This window comes from Burkholderia sp. BDU5 (assembly GCF_001522845.1).
Lineage (GTDB): Bacteria > Pseudomonadota > Gammaproteobacteria > Burkholderiales > Burkholderiaceae > Burkholderia > Burkholderia mayonis.
In genome coordinates, this window is sequence record NZ_LOWC01000043.1 from 1 (window position 1) to 15,097 (window position 15,097).

A 15,097-nucleotide genomic window follows, 5' to 3' on the forward strand; every position below is an offset into this window, starting at 1 on the left:
ACGGCTGGCTTCATGCCGCACCCAAAAACCGGACAGATTACGTGCTACAGACCCGGACAATTCATTTGCTCGCGACACGTCACCGTTGTGAACAGGCGACGACACAAATGTTGCCGTAGAATACGGGCAGCCATGGTGGTCTCTCAATGTGTACACCCAGGTTAGGCCGTGGGCAATGTTCACAGCATCGCCCGCGGCCGCTTCATCTCGGATCTCTGGTCAAGACGACTCGCTTCGCCCCAGGTAACTGAACGAGTCGCCGTAGCGGTCAATTTCCTTCCCTCGGCAAAGCCCGCCTTTTCAGCAATCGGCAGGCGCCGCCGCAGTTCATCGATTTCCCTTCAACTTCAACCAGACCTTGTTTCGCAACTGAATCGCTGTTGGTGAGCACAGCTTGTATGGTTTGAGCCGCTCTTTGTATGAGTCCGGCGTCTTGATCGCTGGGTTCTTCAGCAGCGCCGCATCTACGTAGCGGTCGGCCCCGACAATCTCACTGTTATAGCGAACGGCGTTCGTCACTTGAGCGATATTCTCAGGCCGCATCATCCAGTCGACGAACTGATAAGCCGAATCGACATTCCGCGCCTTCGCCGGGATGAGCAGGCTATCCATGAATAGACGGACGCCCTCCTTCGGATACACGAATGTGACAGTCGAAAGACGCTCCTGGGCGCGTGCAGCGGCGCCGCTCCAGATGTGCTGTACCGTAATTTGCTTGGAGGCGAGGCGATCGATCGTTCCATCGTTGCTATACGTCTTCACGAATGGCTTCTGCTTTTGCAAGACCTCGAGCACGCGCTTCGCATCGGCAGGGTTTTCGGTGCATTCGTCCTGTCCCAAATACCAGCTCGCGGCCATGTACAGTTCCTCTTCGACGTCCAGATCGCCGATCTGCCCGCGCAATTCTGCAGGCGGATCGAAAAAGGACTTCCAGCTGTCATCGAGTTTTCCACCGGGTACGCGTGCACCATCGTAGGCAAAACCGGTCAACACGACCGTATATGGCATCGCATAATCCCGTTGGGGATCGAACGATGGGTGTCGATACTCCGGCTTGATGTTCGCGATGTTCCGCAACTTGCTCTTGTCGAGCTTAAGCAGGAGTCCGGATTTCACGAGCACGGGCACGTAGTAGTCTCCGGCGATCACGACATCGTACCCGCCTCCGCCAGACTGCAGTTTCTGAGTCAGCGCCGCATCGCTCGCGTACGTGTCGAGTGTCGTCTTGATCCCTGTCTCTGCCTGAAACCTCTTGATCAGCGTGTCGGGTAGATAATCCGGCCAGCTCCCGATGTGAAGCTCAGCGGCCGCCGCACTACCGGCAGCAAGAAGCAACATTGCCCCAACTATTTTTTTCATACCGTTCCTATTGTTTGGACGTTCGATTGGTACGTTTCGGATAATTCAGGCGCGCCCTTTTTTCTCCTCGCATACCGAGAGCCCAGACCGCGAGCAACTGAGCCGATGAAAGCGCGATAACCGCCGTTGAAATGGCGCTTACCTTCGGTGTAGTCCCGATCTGCAACGCACTGAAGATGTACATAGGCAAGGTAGTCATGCCGGCCCCAGCCAGGAAATAGCTCATGACGTAGTCGTTCATCGACGCGACGAACGAAAGCGGAGCGCCCGCGACGATGCCGCGCAAAGCCAAAGGAACGATGATTTGTCGAAATGCCGCCCACGGAGGCGCCGATAAGTCGGCAGCGGCTTCGAGCAATGTGCGGTCGATCGTTTTCACCCGGGCGTTGATCGTGAGATACGCGAGCGGCACGCAAAAGACCACGTGTGCAAACAGGACTGCAACGAAGCCAACTTCGAATGCGAACATGGAAAACACCATCAAATCGTGGGTAATCACAAGACGAAGAAAGATGTTTACGTAGCCTTGCTGGAGCACGAGCGAGCCGTCCCAATCCCGATCGAATGCCACTCGTTCATATGCACGGATCGTGAAATCCCCCCCCACGCCATACCGCCAAATTCGAGCGGGGCGCTAAGCGATGCGACTGCTAGGACGATAAACGGAATCACGACGCCGAAAATTGTGACGAGTACTGTCGGATCACAAATCACTCGCCATGATTTAAGTCGATTTCGAATAAATATTCGAAAAACCACCAATTACCTCGAATCGGTCAGCTCATCGGATAGAAAGCATAGCAAATTGGCTGTCATATTTATAGGGCGCGTCTGTGCTGAACGCGCCAATCTGTTATCCCTAAGCGTCAAATTTGTTACAGATAATCAGTCCGGCATCAATCACCCCCTATGTTTCACATAGCAAAATATTCTCAGACTGATTATTGCCCGAGAGTCACGCAGCTTTCCCGTACTAATTCGTTTATTAACCTGTGGTAGTGATATCGCAATTGTCGTGCTGGCTCGTATGCACTGAGTGATGTCCGGTAGCAAAGCTTATGCTTCGAACCACCGATACGGAACAGCTGCGGCATCTATGCAACAATTACAGCACTGACTCTGGCGCTTCAGCGTTAGCGCTCGAATATTTCACATTATGAAAAGAGTGATGATAATCAATATGACCATGGCCGACAAACTGGAATACCGCTCCATGAGAGAAAGCGATATCGGAATGTTTTACGACGTGCGGTTCTCCGTACGGGAAAATCGGATACACCCACATCAGATCCATCTGCTTGATCGAGATCTTCTGATCGAGCAGATCAGGCAAGAGGGCGGCTGGATCTGCGAATTTCGAGGCGAGGCAGCCGGAGTATGCCTTCCTGTCATTACCGCTACGCCGTTTATCTGCGCGCTCTTCGTGAGACCTTCCTTTCACGGAATGGGCGTCGGACGTGAACTGCTCGAGCGTGCGTTGAAATGGCTGAAAGACAACGGTGCGGAACAAGCTACGTTGGTCACTGATCCAGGTTCGCGAGCTGATGGCTTCTATCAACGCCTCGGTTGGACGCGCGGCGGATTGGACGAATATGGGTGTCAGGTCATATTCACGAAATCACTAAAATACTGAACCACCTGAAGGATTCAGATGAAGCCAGTAGCCAACGTGTCGAGTCGCACAGCTGCGCAGCGCCCCGCGCCACTTCACACCATCATCATCGCGCTCAACGTGATGAACGAGATGGGTGTGCCCGCCGAAGTTCTTTTAAGGGACACCGGCATTTCACCGGCAGAGGTCGAGCAAGCGAACGCAATGGTAACGCACGCTCAAGAAATGGTGCTGTTTGCGAATGCACTCGATGCGACTGGGAACTCGGCTATCGGACTTCATATTGGAAGCGAAATACCGGTAACCGCATATGGTCTCAGAGGGCATGCAATGTTGGTCAGCCCGACGCTGGGTGATGCGATGCGGCTGGCGTACGACCATCCGCTTCTGGCGATTAGCTATTTTCGGATATCGCTAGACGTGGATGGGGATACTGCACGCGTTACCGTTGGCGAGTACACCTATCGTACTGATCTTCTAGTTCTCAATACCGATATGTGCCTCGCTGCGGTAAGACGGGAAATGATCGACCTAATAGGGCGGGTTCCGGAATTCAAGCGAGTCGGACTTGCCTTCCCCCCTCCTCCTCATGCCGATGTTTACGCTGACATATTCAAATGCGAGGTGATATTTGAGGCGGGGAATAATTTTCTGGAATTCGACGCTTACCTGTTAAATACAAAATTACCCCTTGCACATTCGATTGAATTTGAGATCGCGAGAAAAGCTTGCGTCAAGCGTGAGTTCGAGCTGTCACATTGGGTACCTGCCGATCTCGTCGAGCGATTACTCGGAGTAATGTACGAGAATCCGATGTACCAAGATGTGGCCAGGTTTACAGAAAAGCTAGGAATGTCGCCGCGCAGTTTGCAGCGTAAATTAAAGGAAATGGGTACATCCTTCAGCGCCTTGCTTGATCTGGTGCGCCGCGATATCGCGTCACAATATCTTGCTGAAAATCAGTTCACGACCAAGGAGATTGCGGCGAGATTAGGATACAAGAACACATCCGCGTTTAGCCGGGCAATGAAGCGCTGGTCAAAAGTCACTGTCGATTGATCCTGGCCCGTCGCGATCACTCGAGCGCTATCATCGCGCCTCGGCACTTTACGGCGCCGCAACGGCAAGCGCATTCGCGGCGCGCCCGTTCGAGATCGCGTTCGGCAATTTCAAATCCGTAGTCAACAATGAACGCCTCGCCCGAAGCGACGGCCCGAGTGACCACGGCAAAGATGCGATCGTTCGACTCGACGGATCAACAGCTTGGTTCACACGTCGTAGGGCCGCGTCAGCAACTCCAGGAAATGTCCGTCCGGATCGTCGAAATACACGCTGCGGCCACCGTTGTGCGTGTTGATCTCGCCCGCGCGTTGCCTCGCCGGATCGGCCCAGTACGTCAGCCCCCGTTCGCGAATGCGCGCGAACGCGCGATCGAATTCGTCGTCGCCGACGAGGAACGCGTAATGCTGCGTCGAGATCGGGCCGCCGCTTTCGTAGAAATCGAGCGACACGTCGTTCGCGAGCGACACGACCAGCATCGGGCCGAACGTAACGGGCTTCGGCAAGCCGAGGATGTCCATCAGGAATTGCGTCGAGCGCCGCTTGTCGCGGCACCAGACGATCGTATGGTTCAGTTGCGCACTCATGTCGTCTCCTTGCCGAATGCGACCCCATGTAAGTCGCACCCGGATCGCGAGAATCGTCTCCGAATACAAGAATAGGTCGAGGTGCGAAATTTCGGCGGAAGAAGCTGTCCTTGCGAAAGCGCGACGTCTATGTCGGCGCAACCTACCAGCGCGCGCGACGCCGACCGGCGAACAGACGGATTTCATCGAAACGACAGCGATCGGGAACGGCCTGATTCGACGGCGCGATGCGTAGCGGGGCCGGCGCGGCGTCTCGATCATCGAAGCCGACGCTTATCGCCAGAGCGGCCGATAAGCCGCGCGCCGTGCGGCATCGCATCGCGCTGCAACGAAGGCCGCTCGCGGATCAAGCGACGCCGATGCGTTGCACCGCGATCGACGCGATGTCGACGCGGCACGGCGCGGCAGGATCGCGTCGCGCACCGCGCGATCGGCCACCGGCTGCTGCGCCGCGACGTCGGCCGCGCCGAACGCCCGCTACGCGAGCGCCGAGCGGCGCGTGATGTCGGCGGCCGTGTCGAGCGACAGACGCGTGAGCGACGCATTGACCTTCGCATGATCGTCCGGATGCGCGAGCGCCCAGCGCCCCGCCCGTTTAGCTGGTACTGCGAAATGCTGCCGCGCGCGGACGATACGACAACCGTCCATCCCTTCAGGTCGGCGACGTCGCGCACCGGCGAATCGGGCTGCACGACAGTGCCGAGCGACGCAGGCGAGCCGACGCGCGGCGGCGGGCGGCGAACGGCGGCGGGAAAGCGCGACGATTCATCGGCGGAAGCCTCTCGAACAAGCGTTGCCGCGCACGATCGCACGACCGACGAAACGCCAAGCTTATGGAATCGCCCGAAGCGGAACAAACATTGATTTGCGAAATGCTCATTGCAAACGACTATCCGGCAACGGGCGACGTGCGCAGGCGTCGAGCCGCACGCGCGCGGCTCGTAAGCGCGGGCGCATCGTCAGGCGCATCCAGATTCGGTTCGCCGAGCTGCGCGACAGGCCGCGCGACGTAGTCGCACGGCGTGAGCCCGACCGCCCGCCGGAAATGCCGGCCGAGATGGCTCTGGTCGAAGAAGCCGACTTCGGTCGCGACGACGGAAGGCGGCATGCCTCGCAGCAACAGATCCTGCGCGCGACGTATCCGCACGCGGCACAGATAGCGATGCGGTGACAGGCCCACTTCGTCGCGAAAGCGCGCCGCGAATCGCGACACGCTCAGGCCCGCGACGTCCGCGAGCGTGTGCAGATTGAGCGGCTGCGCGAAGTGCGTGTCGATGAAGCGCAGCGCGCAACGCACGGCGCGCGACACGGGGCGCGCCGCAGCGGGTGCGGCGCCGTCAATGCGATCCGGAACGTTCGCCATGCGTGCTCCGTCACGTCGCCGCGTGCGCAACCGCGGCCGGCTCGACGAAGCGCGCGATCGAAAATGGCTCGATCGGCGTGCTCGTCGCGCCCGTGTCGATCAGCTCAGCCATCGTGTCGCCGACGCCGGGTCCGAGCTGGAAGCCGTGCCCGCAGAAACCGAACGCGTAATAGAGGCCGTCGACCTTCGCGCTGCGCCCCATGATTGGCCGATCGTCCGGCATGTAGCCTTCGACGCCGCTCCACACGCGGATGATGTTCAGCCGCGTCAACGCCGGCGCGACGCGCGCGAGCTGACGGAACTGCAGCAGCGTGCTCTCCGGCAACACCTTCGCCCGGCGTTCGTCGAGATACGCAGGCGCGCGCGCGCAGCCGCCGATCACGATGTTGCCGCGCTCGACCTGCCGGAAATACACGACTTCCTCGATGTGCGGCGACGACACGCCGACCACCGGCCGGATCGCGTAAGGCACGGGCTCCGTGACGGCCATCTGCGGACCATTCACCGCGATCGGCACCGCTTCGCCGAATTGCGCGCTCAACTGACTGCCCCACGCGCCCGCGGTCACGAGCAGATTCGGCGCGCAGAACACGCGGCCGTCGACGGCGGTCGCGCGAAACGTGTCGCCGTCCTTCTCGGCGGTCGCGATCGTGGTGTTCTCCTCGATCCGCACACCCGCGCGCGCCGCCGCGCGGCCGAATGCCGGCGCGGCGAGCCGCGGGTTCGCATGGCCGTCCTTCTCCGAATGCGATGCGCTCAGGATCTCCGGACCGAGAAACGGGAACTTCGCGCGCATCGCCGCGCCGCGGTACAGGTCGAGCTTCAGCCCGTAGTGGCTCGCTTCCTTCGCATAGACTTCGAATGAATCGTCCTGCTCTTGCCGGTAGCACACGCGGATGTGCCCGGTCTGCAGGAATTCCGCGCTGTGCCCGATCAGCTCGGGCAGCCTCCCCCAGATCTCACGCGACCGGTTCGCGAGCGGCAGTTGCGGCAGATAGCGGCCTTGCCGGCGCACGTTGCCGAAGTTCGTGCCGCTCGCCTGCTGCCCGATCAGCGCGCGTTCGAGCAGGATCACCGAGCGTCCGCGCTGCCGCAGGAAGAACGCGGCCGCCGCGCCCATGAAACCGCCGCCGACGATCACCACATCCGCATCGGCCCGCATCACGATTCCTCCACTGTTTCGTCCGTCGCGCGCGTCCGCGGCGCGTCCGCGATCTCATGCGTCGCGATCGCAAGCGGCTTGACGGGCGCCTGCCCGCGCAACCGGCCGACCGCCTCGAGCGGCAGCTTCGCCGCATCCGCGATCACTTCGGCCGCCGCATGGCCGCAATAGCGCCCTTGGCAGCGCCCCATCCCGACGCGGCTGAACGCCTTCGCGCGATTCGCCTCGCACGCGCCTTCGTCGCGGATCACGCGACGCAGCTCGCCCGCACTGATGCCCTCGCAGCGGCATACGATCGTGTCGTCGGACAGTTGCGCCGCCTGCCGCGCTGGCCACGGAAACGCCCGCGCGAGGCCCGCGCGGAAGCGGTCCATTTTTTGGAGCACGCGCTGCAAGGCGGCGATCCGGCGTGCGTCGACCGCACGGCCAAGGTCGTTCAATGCGGCGAGCGCGGCGAGCTCGCCCGCCGCCTCCGCGCCATCGGCGCCGAGGATCCGCGCGCCGTCGCCCGCGAGATAGATGCGCTCGACCGAGCCGCGCCCCATCTCATCGCGCTGCGGCAGCCATTGGCGCGTCTGTTCGTCGAAGCGGAACGCGCAGCCGGCGAGATCGGCCAGTTGCGTCTCGGGACGAAGGTGGTAGCCAAGCGCGATCGCATCGCAGCCGATGCGGCGGACTTCGCCCTGCGCATCGCGATAGCTGACGCCCGACACGCCGCGCGCGTCGTCGCCGTGAATCTCGACGGGCGTCACGCCGGTCTCGATCGTCACGCCGCGATCCTTTAGCGACGCGACGAGCCGCGTCCCCTTGAACAGCGCGTCCGGGCGCGCGAGGAGCTTCGGCAGCGCGCGCAGCCGGTCGCTCGCGAGCGACGTGTCGAGCACCGCGGCGACGCTCGCCCCCGCCTGCACGTACTGGCTCGCGACGAGATACAGCAGCGGCCCGGTGCCCATGAACACGACTTCCGAGCCGATCGCGCATGCCTGCGCCTTCAGCGCGATCTGCGACGCGCCGAGACTGTATGCGCCCGCGTATTGCCAGCCCTTGACGGGAATCAGACGGTCGGTCGCGCCGGGACACAGAATCAGCGCATCGTAAGGATGCCGATATGAGCGCCCCGCGCGCATCGTGTAGAGCGCGCCGCCCGACACGTTCCACGCGAGCGTATCCGGCGAGTAGTCGAGCACGGGGCGCAGCCGCTCGAATGTGTCGTGCAGGCTGCGTGCGCGCTCCGCCTCGGTGCCGTAGAGCTTCGCATACGGCCGCACGAACGGTTCGGGCTGCCGACGATAAATCTGCCCGCCGTCGCGCCGCCCTTCGTCGACCACGAGCGGACGGACGCCCGCGCGCACCAGCGCTTCCGCGCAGCGCACGCCCGCCGGCCCCGCGCCGACGACGATCACACGAGATTCGGCCATTGCGCCTCCGGTTGTCGCGTGACGACGTCGAGCGATGCGTCGACGACCGTCGTGCACGCGCGCACGCGCTCGCCGTCGGCCGTCCACACCCAGCAGTCCTGACAAGCGCCCATCAGACAGAAGCCCGCGCGCACCTCGGGGCCGAATTCCGATTGCCGAACGCGGTCCGTGTTGCAGAGCATCGCCACGAGCAACGTGTCGCCTTCGAGCGCGTCGACCTTTCGTCCGTCGATGCGAAACGTCACGGTTCGGCGTTCGGTCTCGGCTAGCCGAACAAATCGCGATTTCATGCGTGCACTCCAGTCGCTTCGCTTGCGCGAAAAGCGTCGTGGTTGGAAGCGGCGCAACGGGCGTCGGTCGGCATCGGCATCAATGCAGGATGTCCTGCAAGCGGTAGTACGCGCCGATGAGCGGCAGGAACCATGCATGCCCGAAATGGCCCGGCATCGCCGGCCAGTCGAGCCCGCGCCACGGGTTGCTCGCGGTCGCGCCGTACAGCACGTCCGCCATCACGCGGCCCATATGCACCGACATCTGCACGCCGTGCCCGCTGTAGCCCATCGAGTAATACAGCCCTTCGTGCTGGCCCGCGCGCGGCAGGCGGTCGGCCGTGATGTCGACGAGCCCGCCCCAGCAATAGTCGAGGCGCACGTTCGCGAGCTCGGGAAAATACGCGGCCATTCCCGCGCGCAGGACGTCGCCGCTCTTCGCGTCGGAGCGCGGATTGGACATTGCGAAGCGTGCGCGCCCGCCGAACAGCAGGCGATCGTCGGGCGTCACGCGGAAGTAGTTGCCGATGTGGCGCGTCGTCACGTATGCGCGTCGCTGCGGGAACAAGCGGTCGAGCTGCGCCTTCGGCAGCGGCTCGGTGACGACGATGAAGCTGCCGACCGGCGCGATGCGGCGGCGAAACCACTGGAACGGGCCGAACTGCGACGCGCCCGTCGCGACCAGCACGCGATCGGCGCGGATCGTGCCGCGCGTGCTCGCGATCTCGTAGCGCTCGCCGTCGAGGCGCTTCAGTTGCGTGACGCCCGCGTGCTCGTGGATCCGCGCGCCGTGCGCGACGGCCGCGCGCGCGAGCCCGACGCCAAACTTGCCCATGTGCATCTGCGCGCCCGTGCGCTGCAGCAGGCCGCCGTAGAAACGGTCCGAGCCGACTTCGTCGCGCATCCGCGCGGGCTCGATCAGCTCGACGTTCGGATCGACGTCGCGACGCAGCAGCTCGCAGGTCTTCGCGAGCCCTTCGAAATGCTGCGGCTTCGCGGCGAGCTTCAGCTTGCCGGTGCGCAGGAAGTTGCAGTCGATCGCATGCTCGGTGACGATCGAATCGACCGTCGCGACCGCGCTCTCGTAAGCCCGGTAGAACGCCTGCGCGCGCGGCGCGCCGATTCGCGCGACGAGCGCTGCGTAATCCTGCGCGAGCCCCGTGTTGCACTGGCCGCCGTTGCGCCCGGACGCCTCGGCCGCGACCTGCCTCGCTTCGAGCACGACCGCCTGCACACCGCGCTTCGCGAGTTCGAGCGCGGCCGACAACCCGGTGAATCCGCCGCCGATCACGACGACGTCCGCGCGTCCTTCGACGGGCGCATTGCAGCCTCCGTCGAATGCGGGACGCGTATCCAGCCAGTACGATTCGAGTTTCATCGGTTCCTTCGTACGATTCGCCAACGGTTGCGGACCGGCGTCACGCGACGCCGGTCCGCGCCGATCACAGACCGACGACGCCCGCGAGGCCGCCGATGTCCTTGATCTCGGTGTAGCCGTAGAACGGCGTCGACGGCTCGTGGCCGCGCGAGACGAACACTTTGTGCTCGATGCCCATGTCGTGCGCGGACATCAGGTCGTAGCGCAGGCTCGACGACACGTGCAGGATGTCCTCGGGGCCGCAGCCGAGGTTGTCGAGCAGATACTCGAACGCCTGCAGCCGAGGCTTGTACGCCTGCGCCATCTGCGCGGTGTAGACGCGATGGAACGGCGCGCCGAGCTTGTCGACGTTGCGCTGGATCTGGTCGTTCGACGCGTTCGACAGGATCACGAGCGGAATCTCCTTCGCGACCTTCGCGAGTCCTTCCGGCACGTCCGGATGCGGCCCCCACGTCGGCACCGCATCGTAGAACTTCTGCGCTTCGGCATCGTCGTATGCGATGTTCCAGCGCTTGCAGGTCCGGTAGACCGCGTTCTTCACGACGTCCTGGTACGGCTTCCATGCGCCGAGCACTTCGTCGAGCCGGTACGCGGCGAAATCCATGACGAACTGCTCCATGTTCCCGGCGCTCACGCGCCCGGCGAACAGCTCGCGCGCGAGGTCGCCCATCCGGAAGCGCGTCAGCGTGCCGTAGCAATCGAACGTGATGTATTTGGGCTTGAAACGGGTCATGTCCTTGTCCTGTTGTCAGCAAAATCGAACCCGTGCGACGGGGCCATTCGAAACTCGAAAACCATGCGGCGACCGGCGCGAAGCGCGTGCTGGACATTCGTCGTCGCGAAGCTGCGGCGCACCGCGATCACGCTGTCGACTACGCCTGTTGCCAAGCATTTAATCACCTTCAAAAAGCCAAGTTGTCTTGTATTGGCGGTCGCGCAGCATAGAATCCGCCGTTTTTCGTGGCCGGCGCAGCACACTATGCGGCGCGGGTTTCAGGGCCGCGGCGCGGCATTTTTCGATCGCTTTTCAGCGGCGTTTCGGCGGCTTGCCGCCGCTTGCACGCTGCATCGCGGGCGGCGGCAAGCGATGTACAAGCCGCGATCGCGACGCCGGCGCGTGCCGTGGCCACCGTCCAATCGCAGAGCGCCGTTCGCCGTCCGCCCCGCATCACGCGTGCTCGCCAAAATCGATCAGCACGCTCTTCACGCGCAGATTCGCCTCGTACGCCTGCCGCCCGAGATCCTTGCCGATTCCCGAGTGCTTGTAGCCGCCCGTCGGTATCACGAAATCCGCGGTGCGGCCGTAGCGATTGATCCATACCGTGCCCGCCTCGATTCCGCGCATCATCCGCAGCGCACGGCTCACGTCGGCCGTATGCACGCCCGCCGCCAGCCCGTATTTGTCGTGCGCGGCGAGCGCGAGCGCTTCTTCTTCGCCATCGAACGTCTGTACGGTCAGCACCGGCCCGAAGATCTCCTCGCGCACCGCTTCCGCCTGCGGCGTCACGCCCGTCAGGATCGTCGGCGCGTAGAATGCGCCGTCGCCCGCGAGTTCGATCCGCGCGCCGCCCGTCGCCGCGTGCGCGCCGCCGTCGAGCGTCCGCTGCACGATGCCGTCGATCCGCTGTAGCTGCGGCATCGAGATGATCGGCGGCAGCGTCGTGCCGCGCGCCCACGTCGCGCCCGCCCGCAGCTCGGCGAACGCGGCCGCGACCGCGCCGACGAAGCGCGCCTCGACCTTGCGCTCGACGATGAGCCGCGAGCCCGCGACGCACACCTGCCCCGCATTGCCCGCGATCGCCGCCGCGACGCGACGCGCGACGCGCTCGAGATCCGGCGCGTCGGCGAACACGAGCTGCGGGCTCTTGCCGCCCAATTCGAGCGTCACGGGCTTCGTGCCGTGCTGCGCGCACGCGGTCATGATCGCGGCGCCCGTCTGGCTCGATCCGGTGAACGTCACTTTGGACACCTTCGGATGCCGGCACAGCGCGTCGCCTGTCGTGCGGCCATCGCCGTGCACGACGTTGAAGATGCCGGGCGGAATGCCCGCTTCGATCGCGAGCTCGGCGAACCGCACCGACGAGAACGGTGTCAGCTCCGACGGCTTCAGCACGACCGCGTTGCCGGCGGCGAGCGCCGGCGCGACCTTCCACGAAGCCATCACGAGCGGAAAATTCCACGGCGCGATCGCGCCGACGACGCCGTACGGCTCGGCGATCGTCATCCCGAGATGGTCGGTGCGCGTCGCCGCGACTTCGCCGCCGACGCGGTCCGCGTATTCGCTGAAGAAGCGAATTCCTTCGGCGGTGAACGGCACGTCCCAGCGCGCGGCATCGGCGATCGGGCGCGTCGAGCCGACCGCTTCGAGCGGCGCGAGCGTCGCGACGTCCGCCTCGATCAGATCGGCCCAGCGACGCATCGCACGCGCGCGCTCGCGCGGCGCGCGGCGCGCCCAGTCGCTCGTCCTGAACGCGCGCCACGCATCTTCGACCGCCTGGTCGACGAGCGATGCGTCCGCCGCCGGCAGCGCCGAATAGACGACGCCGTCCGACGGCCGCTTGACGTCGATGACGCCCGGGCCGTCGACATGCCGGCCGCCGATGAAATGCGCGCTGCGTACCGCGACGCGCGCCGGATCGAAACTATCCATCGTGTGTGTTCCTGAAACGTAGGGAAAGGGAGCGGCGAGGCGCGCGGCGACACGCTTCGCCGTGCCCGGCGGCGTCGCGACCTCCCGCCGCAAGCGACACAGGCGATGCGAACGCCTCGTGCGATGCGAACCGGAGCCGCGTCGCGACCGCCGCCTCGCGCCACGCCCGCGACGCAGTGCACGCGGCCCGCCTCATGCATTCCCGGCGCGCGGCGCGGCCCATCGCGTCACGCCGCCCGCGTCAGTTGCGGATACGCGCGGCACAGCTCCGCGAACAGCACGTCGACGATCTCGCCGCCGCCGTCCCCGCAGCCGTACGGATCCGCCGCGATGCGCGCGTCGAGCGCATCGAACAAGCGATGCTTGATGAAGTAGCGCCACGGCACCGGCACGCCGGTGAGGATGCGCGTGAGCGCCGCGTAGCGCGCGCGAGTCCACTTCGCCTCGAATGCTTCGCGGTACGTACCGAACGAAAACGCCGGCGCGAATTCGCCCGCGAGCCGTTCGCGCGCCGCATCGCGCAACGCGGCGGTCTGCTCGACGTCGACCTCGTCGCCGTCGAGCGCGACGCCGTACACGTCGCGCGCGACATCGGCGCTCACATAGCCGCGCAGCACGTCGTCGCGAACCTTCGCCGGCTCGCGGTCGATCGGCCGGCCGTAGCCGCCCGCGCCCGCGCCGACGAGCCGGATCACGTCGCCGGGCGCGCACACGACGAGATCGTTGTTGTCGAGCGCTTCCGCTTGCGGCGTGTCGGGATTGCGTGTGAAGCGCGCGTTGCCGCCCGGCAGTCCGCCATCGAGGCCCCACGACGCGAAGCGCGTGCGGTCGCGATTGCGCGCGGTCACGAGCGTGTTCGGCGCGAACACCTGGAACTCCATCACGAGCCCCTGCCCGCCGCGATACTGGCCCGCGCCGCCCGAGCCCGGCGCGACGCCGTAGCGCGTGATCCGGATCGGCACCTCGGCCTCGTTGATCTCGACCGGTGTGTTGCGCAGGAACGCGTTGTTCGCGCCGGAGCCGTCCTCGCCGTCGTCGGTCGCGCTGCCGCCCGCGCCGCCGCCGATCGGTCCGATCGACGCCATCACGGTTTCGCCTTCGCGGCTCATCGTCTTCACGCTGAGGATCGACAGCCCGCCCGCCGGGCAAGCGGCGAGACGCTCGGGCACCGCGCGCGCGAATGCGCCGAACGTCAGCAGATGCAGCAGCTTGCACGTGAGGCTGCGCATGCCGACCGCGGCGGGCGGCGCCGCGTTGACGACCGAGCCTTCGGGCAGCACGCAGCGCGCGACGCGCAGCATCCCGGTGTTCAACAGGATGTCGGGATTGAGCGTGTACAGCACGTAGACGAGGCCGACGAGCGCGAGCGCATGCCGTTCGTGGCCGCCTGTCGGCATGTTCAGCGACGACTGCAGTTGCGGATCGCTGCCCGAGTAGTCCATCTCGACTTCGCCGCCGCGGATGCGCGCGGTCAGCGCGACGCGCATCGGCTTGCCGTTTACCGAATCCTCGTCCGCGTATTCGGCGAAGCCGTAGTCGCCGTCGGGGATGCCGCGCAGGATCGTGCGCGCCTGTTCCTCGGAATAGTCGAGCAGCGCGCGCATCCCGGCCTTGAAGCCGTCGAGGCCGAAACGCTCGACGATCTCCAGCACGCGCCGCTCGCCCGTGTGCAGCGACGCGAGCTGCGCGAGCAAGTCGCCGACGTTCTGCTCGGGCGCGCGCACATTCGTCGCCATGATCCGCACGAGCGCGTCGTCGACGACGCCCGCGCGCGCGATCTTGCACGGCGGAAAGCGCACGCCTTCCTGCTGGATCTCGGTCAGCGTACGCGACAGCGAAGCCGGGACCGCGCCGCCCATGTCGGTGTTGTGGATGTGCCCGCCGACGAAGCAGACGATCTCGTCTCCGTAATACACGGGCTTCCAGATCACGATGTCGGGCGTGTGCGTCGCGACGAAGCCGCTGTACGCATCGTTCGTCATGCAGACGTCGCCCGGCGCGTAATCGTCGATCATCCGGATCACCGAGCCGTAGTCGAGCCCGACGTACCACGTCGCGCCGAGCGTCTTCGGTGACGCGAACGTGAGCCCGTCCGGCGTCATGATCGCGCACGAGAAATCTTCGGTTTCCTTCACGAACGTCGAATGCGCGGTCCGCACGAGCGTGTACGCCATGCTTTCCGCCGCCGAGACGCAATAGTTCGCGAAAATCTGCAGCACCGATTTGTCGAATTGCATTGC

At 64.4% G+C, this 15,097-nt stretch carries 12 protein-coding genes and 2 pseudogenes; 2 read left to right on the forward strand and 12 right to left on the reverse strand.

The window, feature by feature from the left end; translation table 11 throughout:
• Window positions 1–327: 327 nt before the first annotated feature.
• Both WS69_RS08010 and WS69_RS08015 read right to left on the reverse strand, forming a co-directional pair.
• Complete coding sequence (locus WS69_RS08010; protein ID WP_059470257.1) at window positions 328–1,359, reverse strand: extracellular solute-binding protein; 1,032 nt, start codon at window positions 1,357–1,359, stop codon at window positions 328–330.
• A pseudogene (locus WS69_RS08015) lies at window positions 1,356–1,843 on the reverse strand (ABC transporter permease); the annotation flags it as partial. The gene WS69_RS08010 and the pseudogene WS69_RS08015, both read right to left, overlap by 4 nt.
• Window positions 1,844–2,539: 696 nt before the next feature.
• Here WS69_RS08015 and WS69_RS08020 point away from each other — a divergent pair.
• On the forward strand, window positions 2,540–2,992 hold the full coding sequence (locus WS69_RS08020; protein ID WP_059470306.1) for a GNAT family N-acetyltransferase: 453 nt from the start codon (window positions 2,540–2,542) through the stop codon (window positions 2,990–2,992).
• A gap of 18 nt (window positions 2,993–3,010) precedes the next feature.
• On the forward strand, window positions 3,011–4,030 hold the full coding sequence (locus WS69_RS08025) for an AraC family transcriptional regulator (protein WP_059470258.1): 1,020 nt from the start codon (window positions 3,011–3,013) through the stop codon (window positions 4,028–4,030).
• Window positions 4,031–4,239: 209 nt separating this feature from the next.
• On the opposite strand, the gene WS69_RS08030 is transcribed toward WS69_RS08025, so the two are convergent.
• The 10 genes and pseudogenes from WS69_RS08030 to WS69_RS08080 all read right to left on the reverse strand — a co-directional run bounded on the left by WS69_RS08030 (window position 4,240) and on the right by WS69_RS08080 (window position 15,094).
• Complete coding sequence (locus WS69_RS08030; protein ID WP_059470259.1) at window positions 4,240–4,617, reverse strand: VOC family protein; 378 nt, start codon at window positions 4,615–4,617, stop codon at window positions 4,240–4,242.
• A gap of 346 nt (window positions 4,618–4,963) precedes the next feature.
• Window positions 4,964–5,363: pseudogene (locus WS69_RS30500) on the reverse strand (hypothetical protein); the annotation flags it as partial.
• Window positions 5,364–5,506: 143 nt separating this feature from the next.
• A complete protein-coding gene (locus WS69_RS08045; protein WP_059470262.1) occupies window positions 5,507–5,980 on the reverse strand; it encodes a helix-turn-helix domain-containing protein in 474 nt (157 codons plus the stop codon).
• 10 nt (window positions 5,981–5,990) lie between these two features.
• On the reverse strand, window positions 5,991–7,142 hold the full coding sequence (locus WS69_RS08050) for an NAD(P)/FAD-dependent oxidoreductase (protein WP_197419228.1): 1,152 nt from the start codon (window positions 7,140–7,142) through the stop codon (window positions 5,991–5,993).
• Window positions 7,142–8,560: an FAD/NAD(P)-dependent oxidoreductase gene (locus WS69_RS08055; protein ID WP_059470264.1), complete on the reverse strand. Its 1,419-nt coding sequence runs from the start codon at window positions 8,558–8,560 to the stop codon at window positions 7,142–7,144. Before WS69_RS08055 ends, WS69_RS08050 begins: the two co-directional genes overlap by 1 nt.
• Complete coding sequence (locus WS69_RS08060; protein ID WP_059470265.1) at window positions 8,542–8,850, reverse strand: (2Fe-2S)-binding protein; 309 nt, start codon at window positions 8,848–8,850, stop codon at window positions 8,542–8,544. The genes WS69_RS08055 and WS69_RS08060 overlap by 19 nt, the downstream gene beginning before the upstream one ends.
• Window positions 8,851–8,929: 79 nt before the next feature.
• On the reverse strand, window positions 8,930–10,207 hold the full coding sequence (locus WS69_RS08065; protein ID WP_059470266.1) for an NAD(P)/FAD-dependent oxidoreductase: 1,278 nt from the start codon (window positions 10,205–10,207) through the stop codon (window positions 8,930–8,932).
• Between the two features lie 64 nt (window positions 10,208–10,271).
• A complete protein-coding gene (locus WS69_RS08070; protein WP_059470267.1) occupies window positions 10,272–10,940 on the reverse strand; it encodes a haloacid dehalogenase type II in 669 nt (222 codons plus the stop codon).
• Between the two features lie 435 nt (window positions 10,941–11,375).
• Entirely contained in the window at window positions 11,376–12,857 is a 1,482-nt protein-coding gene (locus tag WS69_RS08075) for an aldehyde dehydrogenase family protein (RefSeq protein ID WP_059470268.1), read from the reverse strand.
• Between the two features lie 227 nt (window positions 12,858–13,084).
• Window positions 13,085–15,094, reverse strand: a complete 2,010-nt coding sequence (locus WS69_RS08080) for a hydantoinase B/oxoprolinase family protein (RefSeq protein ID WP_059470269.1) — start codon at window positions 15,092–15,094, stop codon at window positions 13,085–13,087.
• Window positions 15,095–15,097 lie beyond the last annotated feature (3 nt).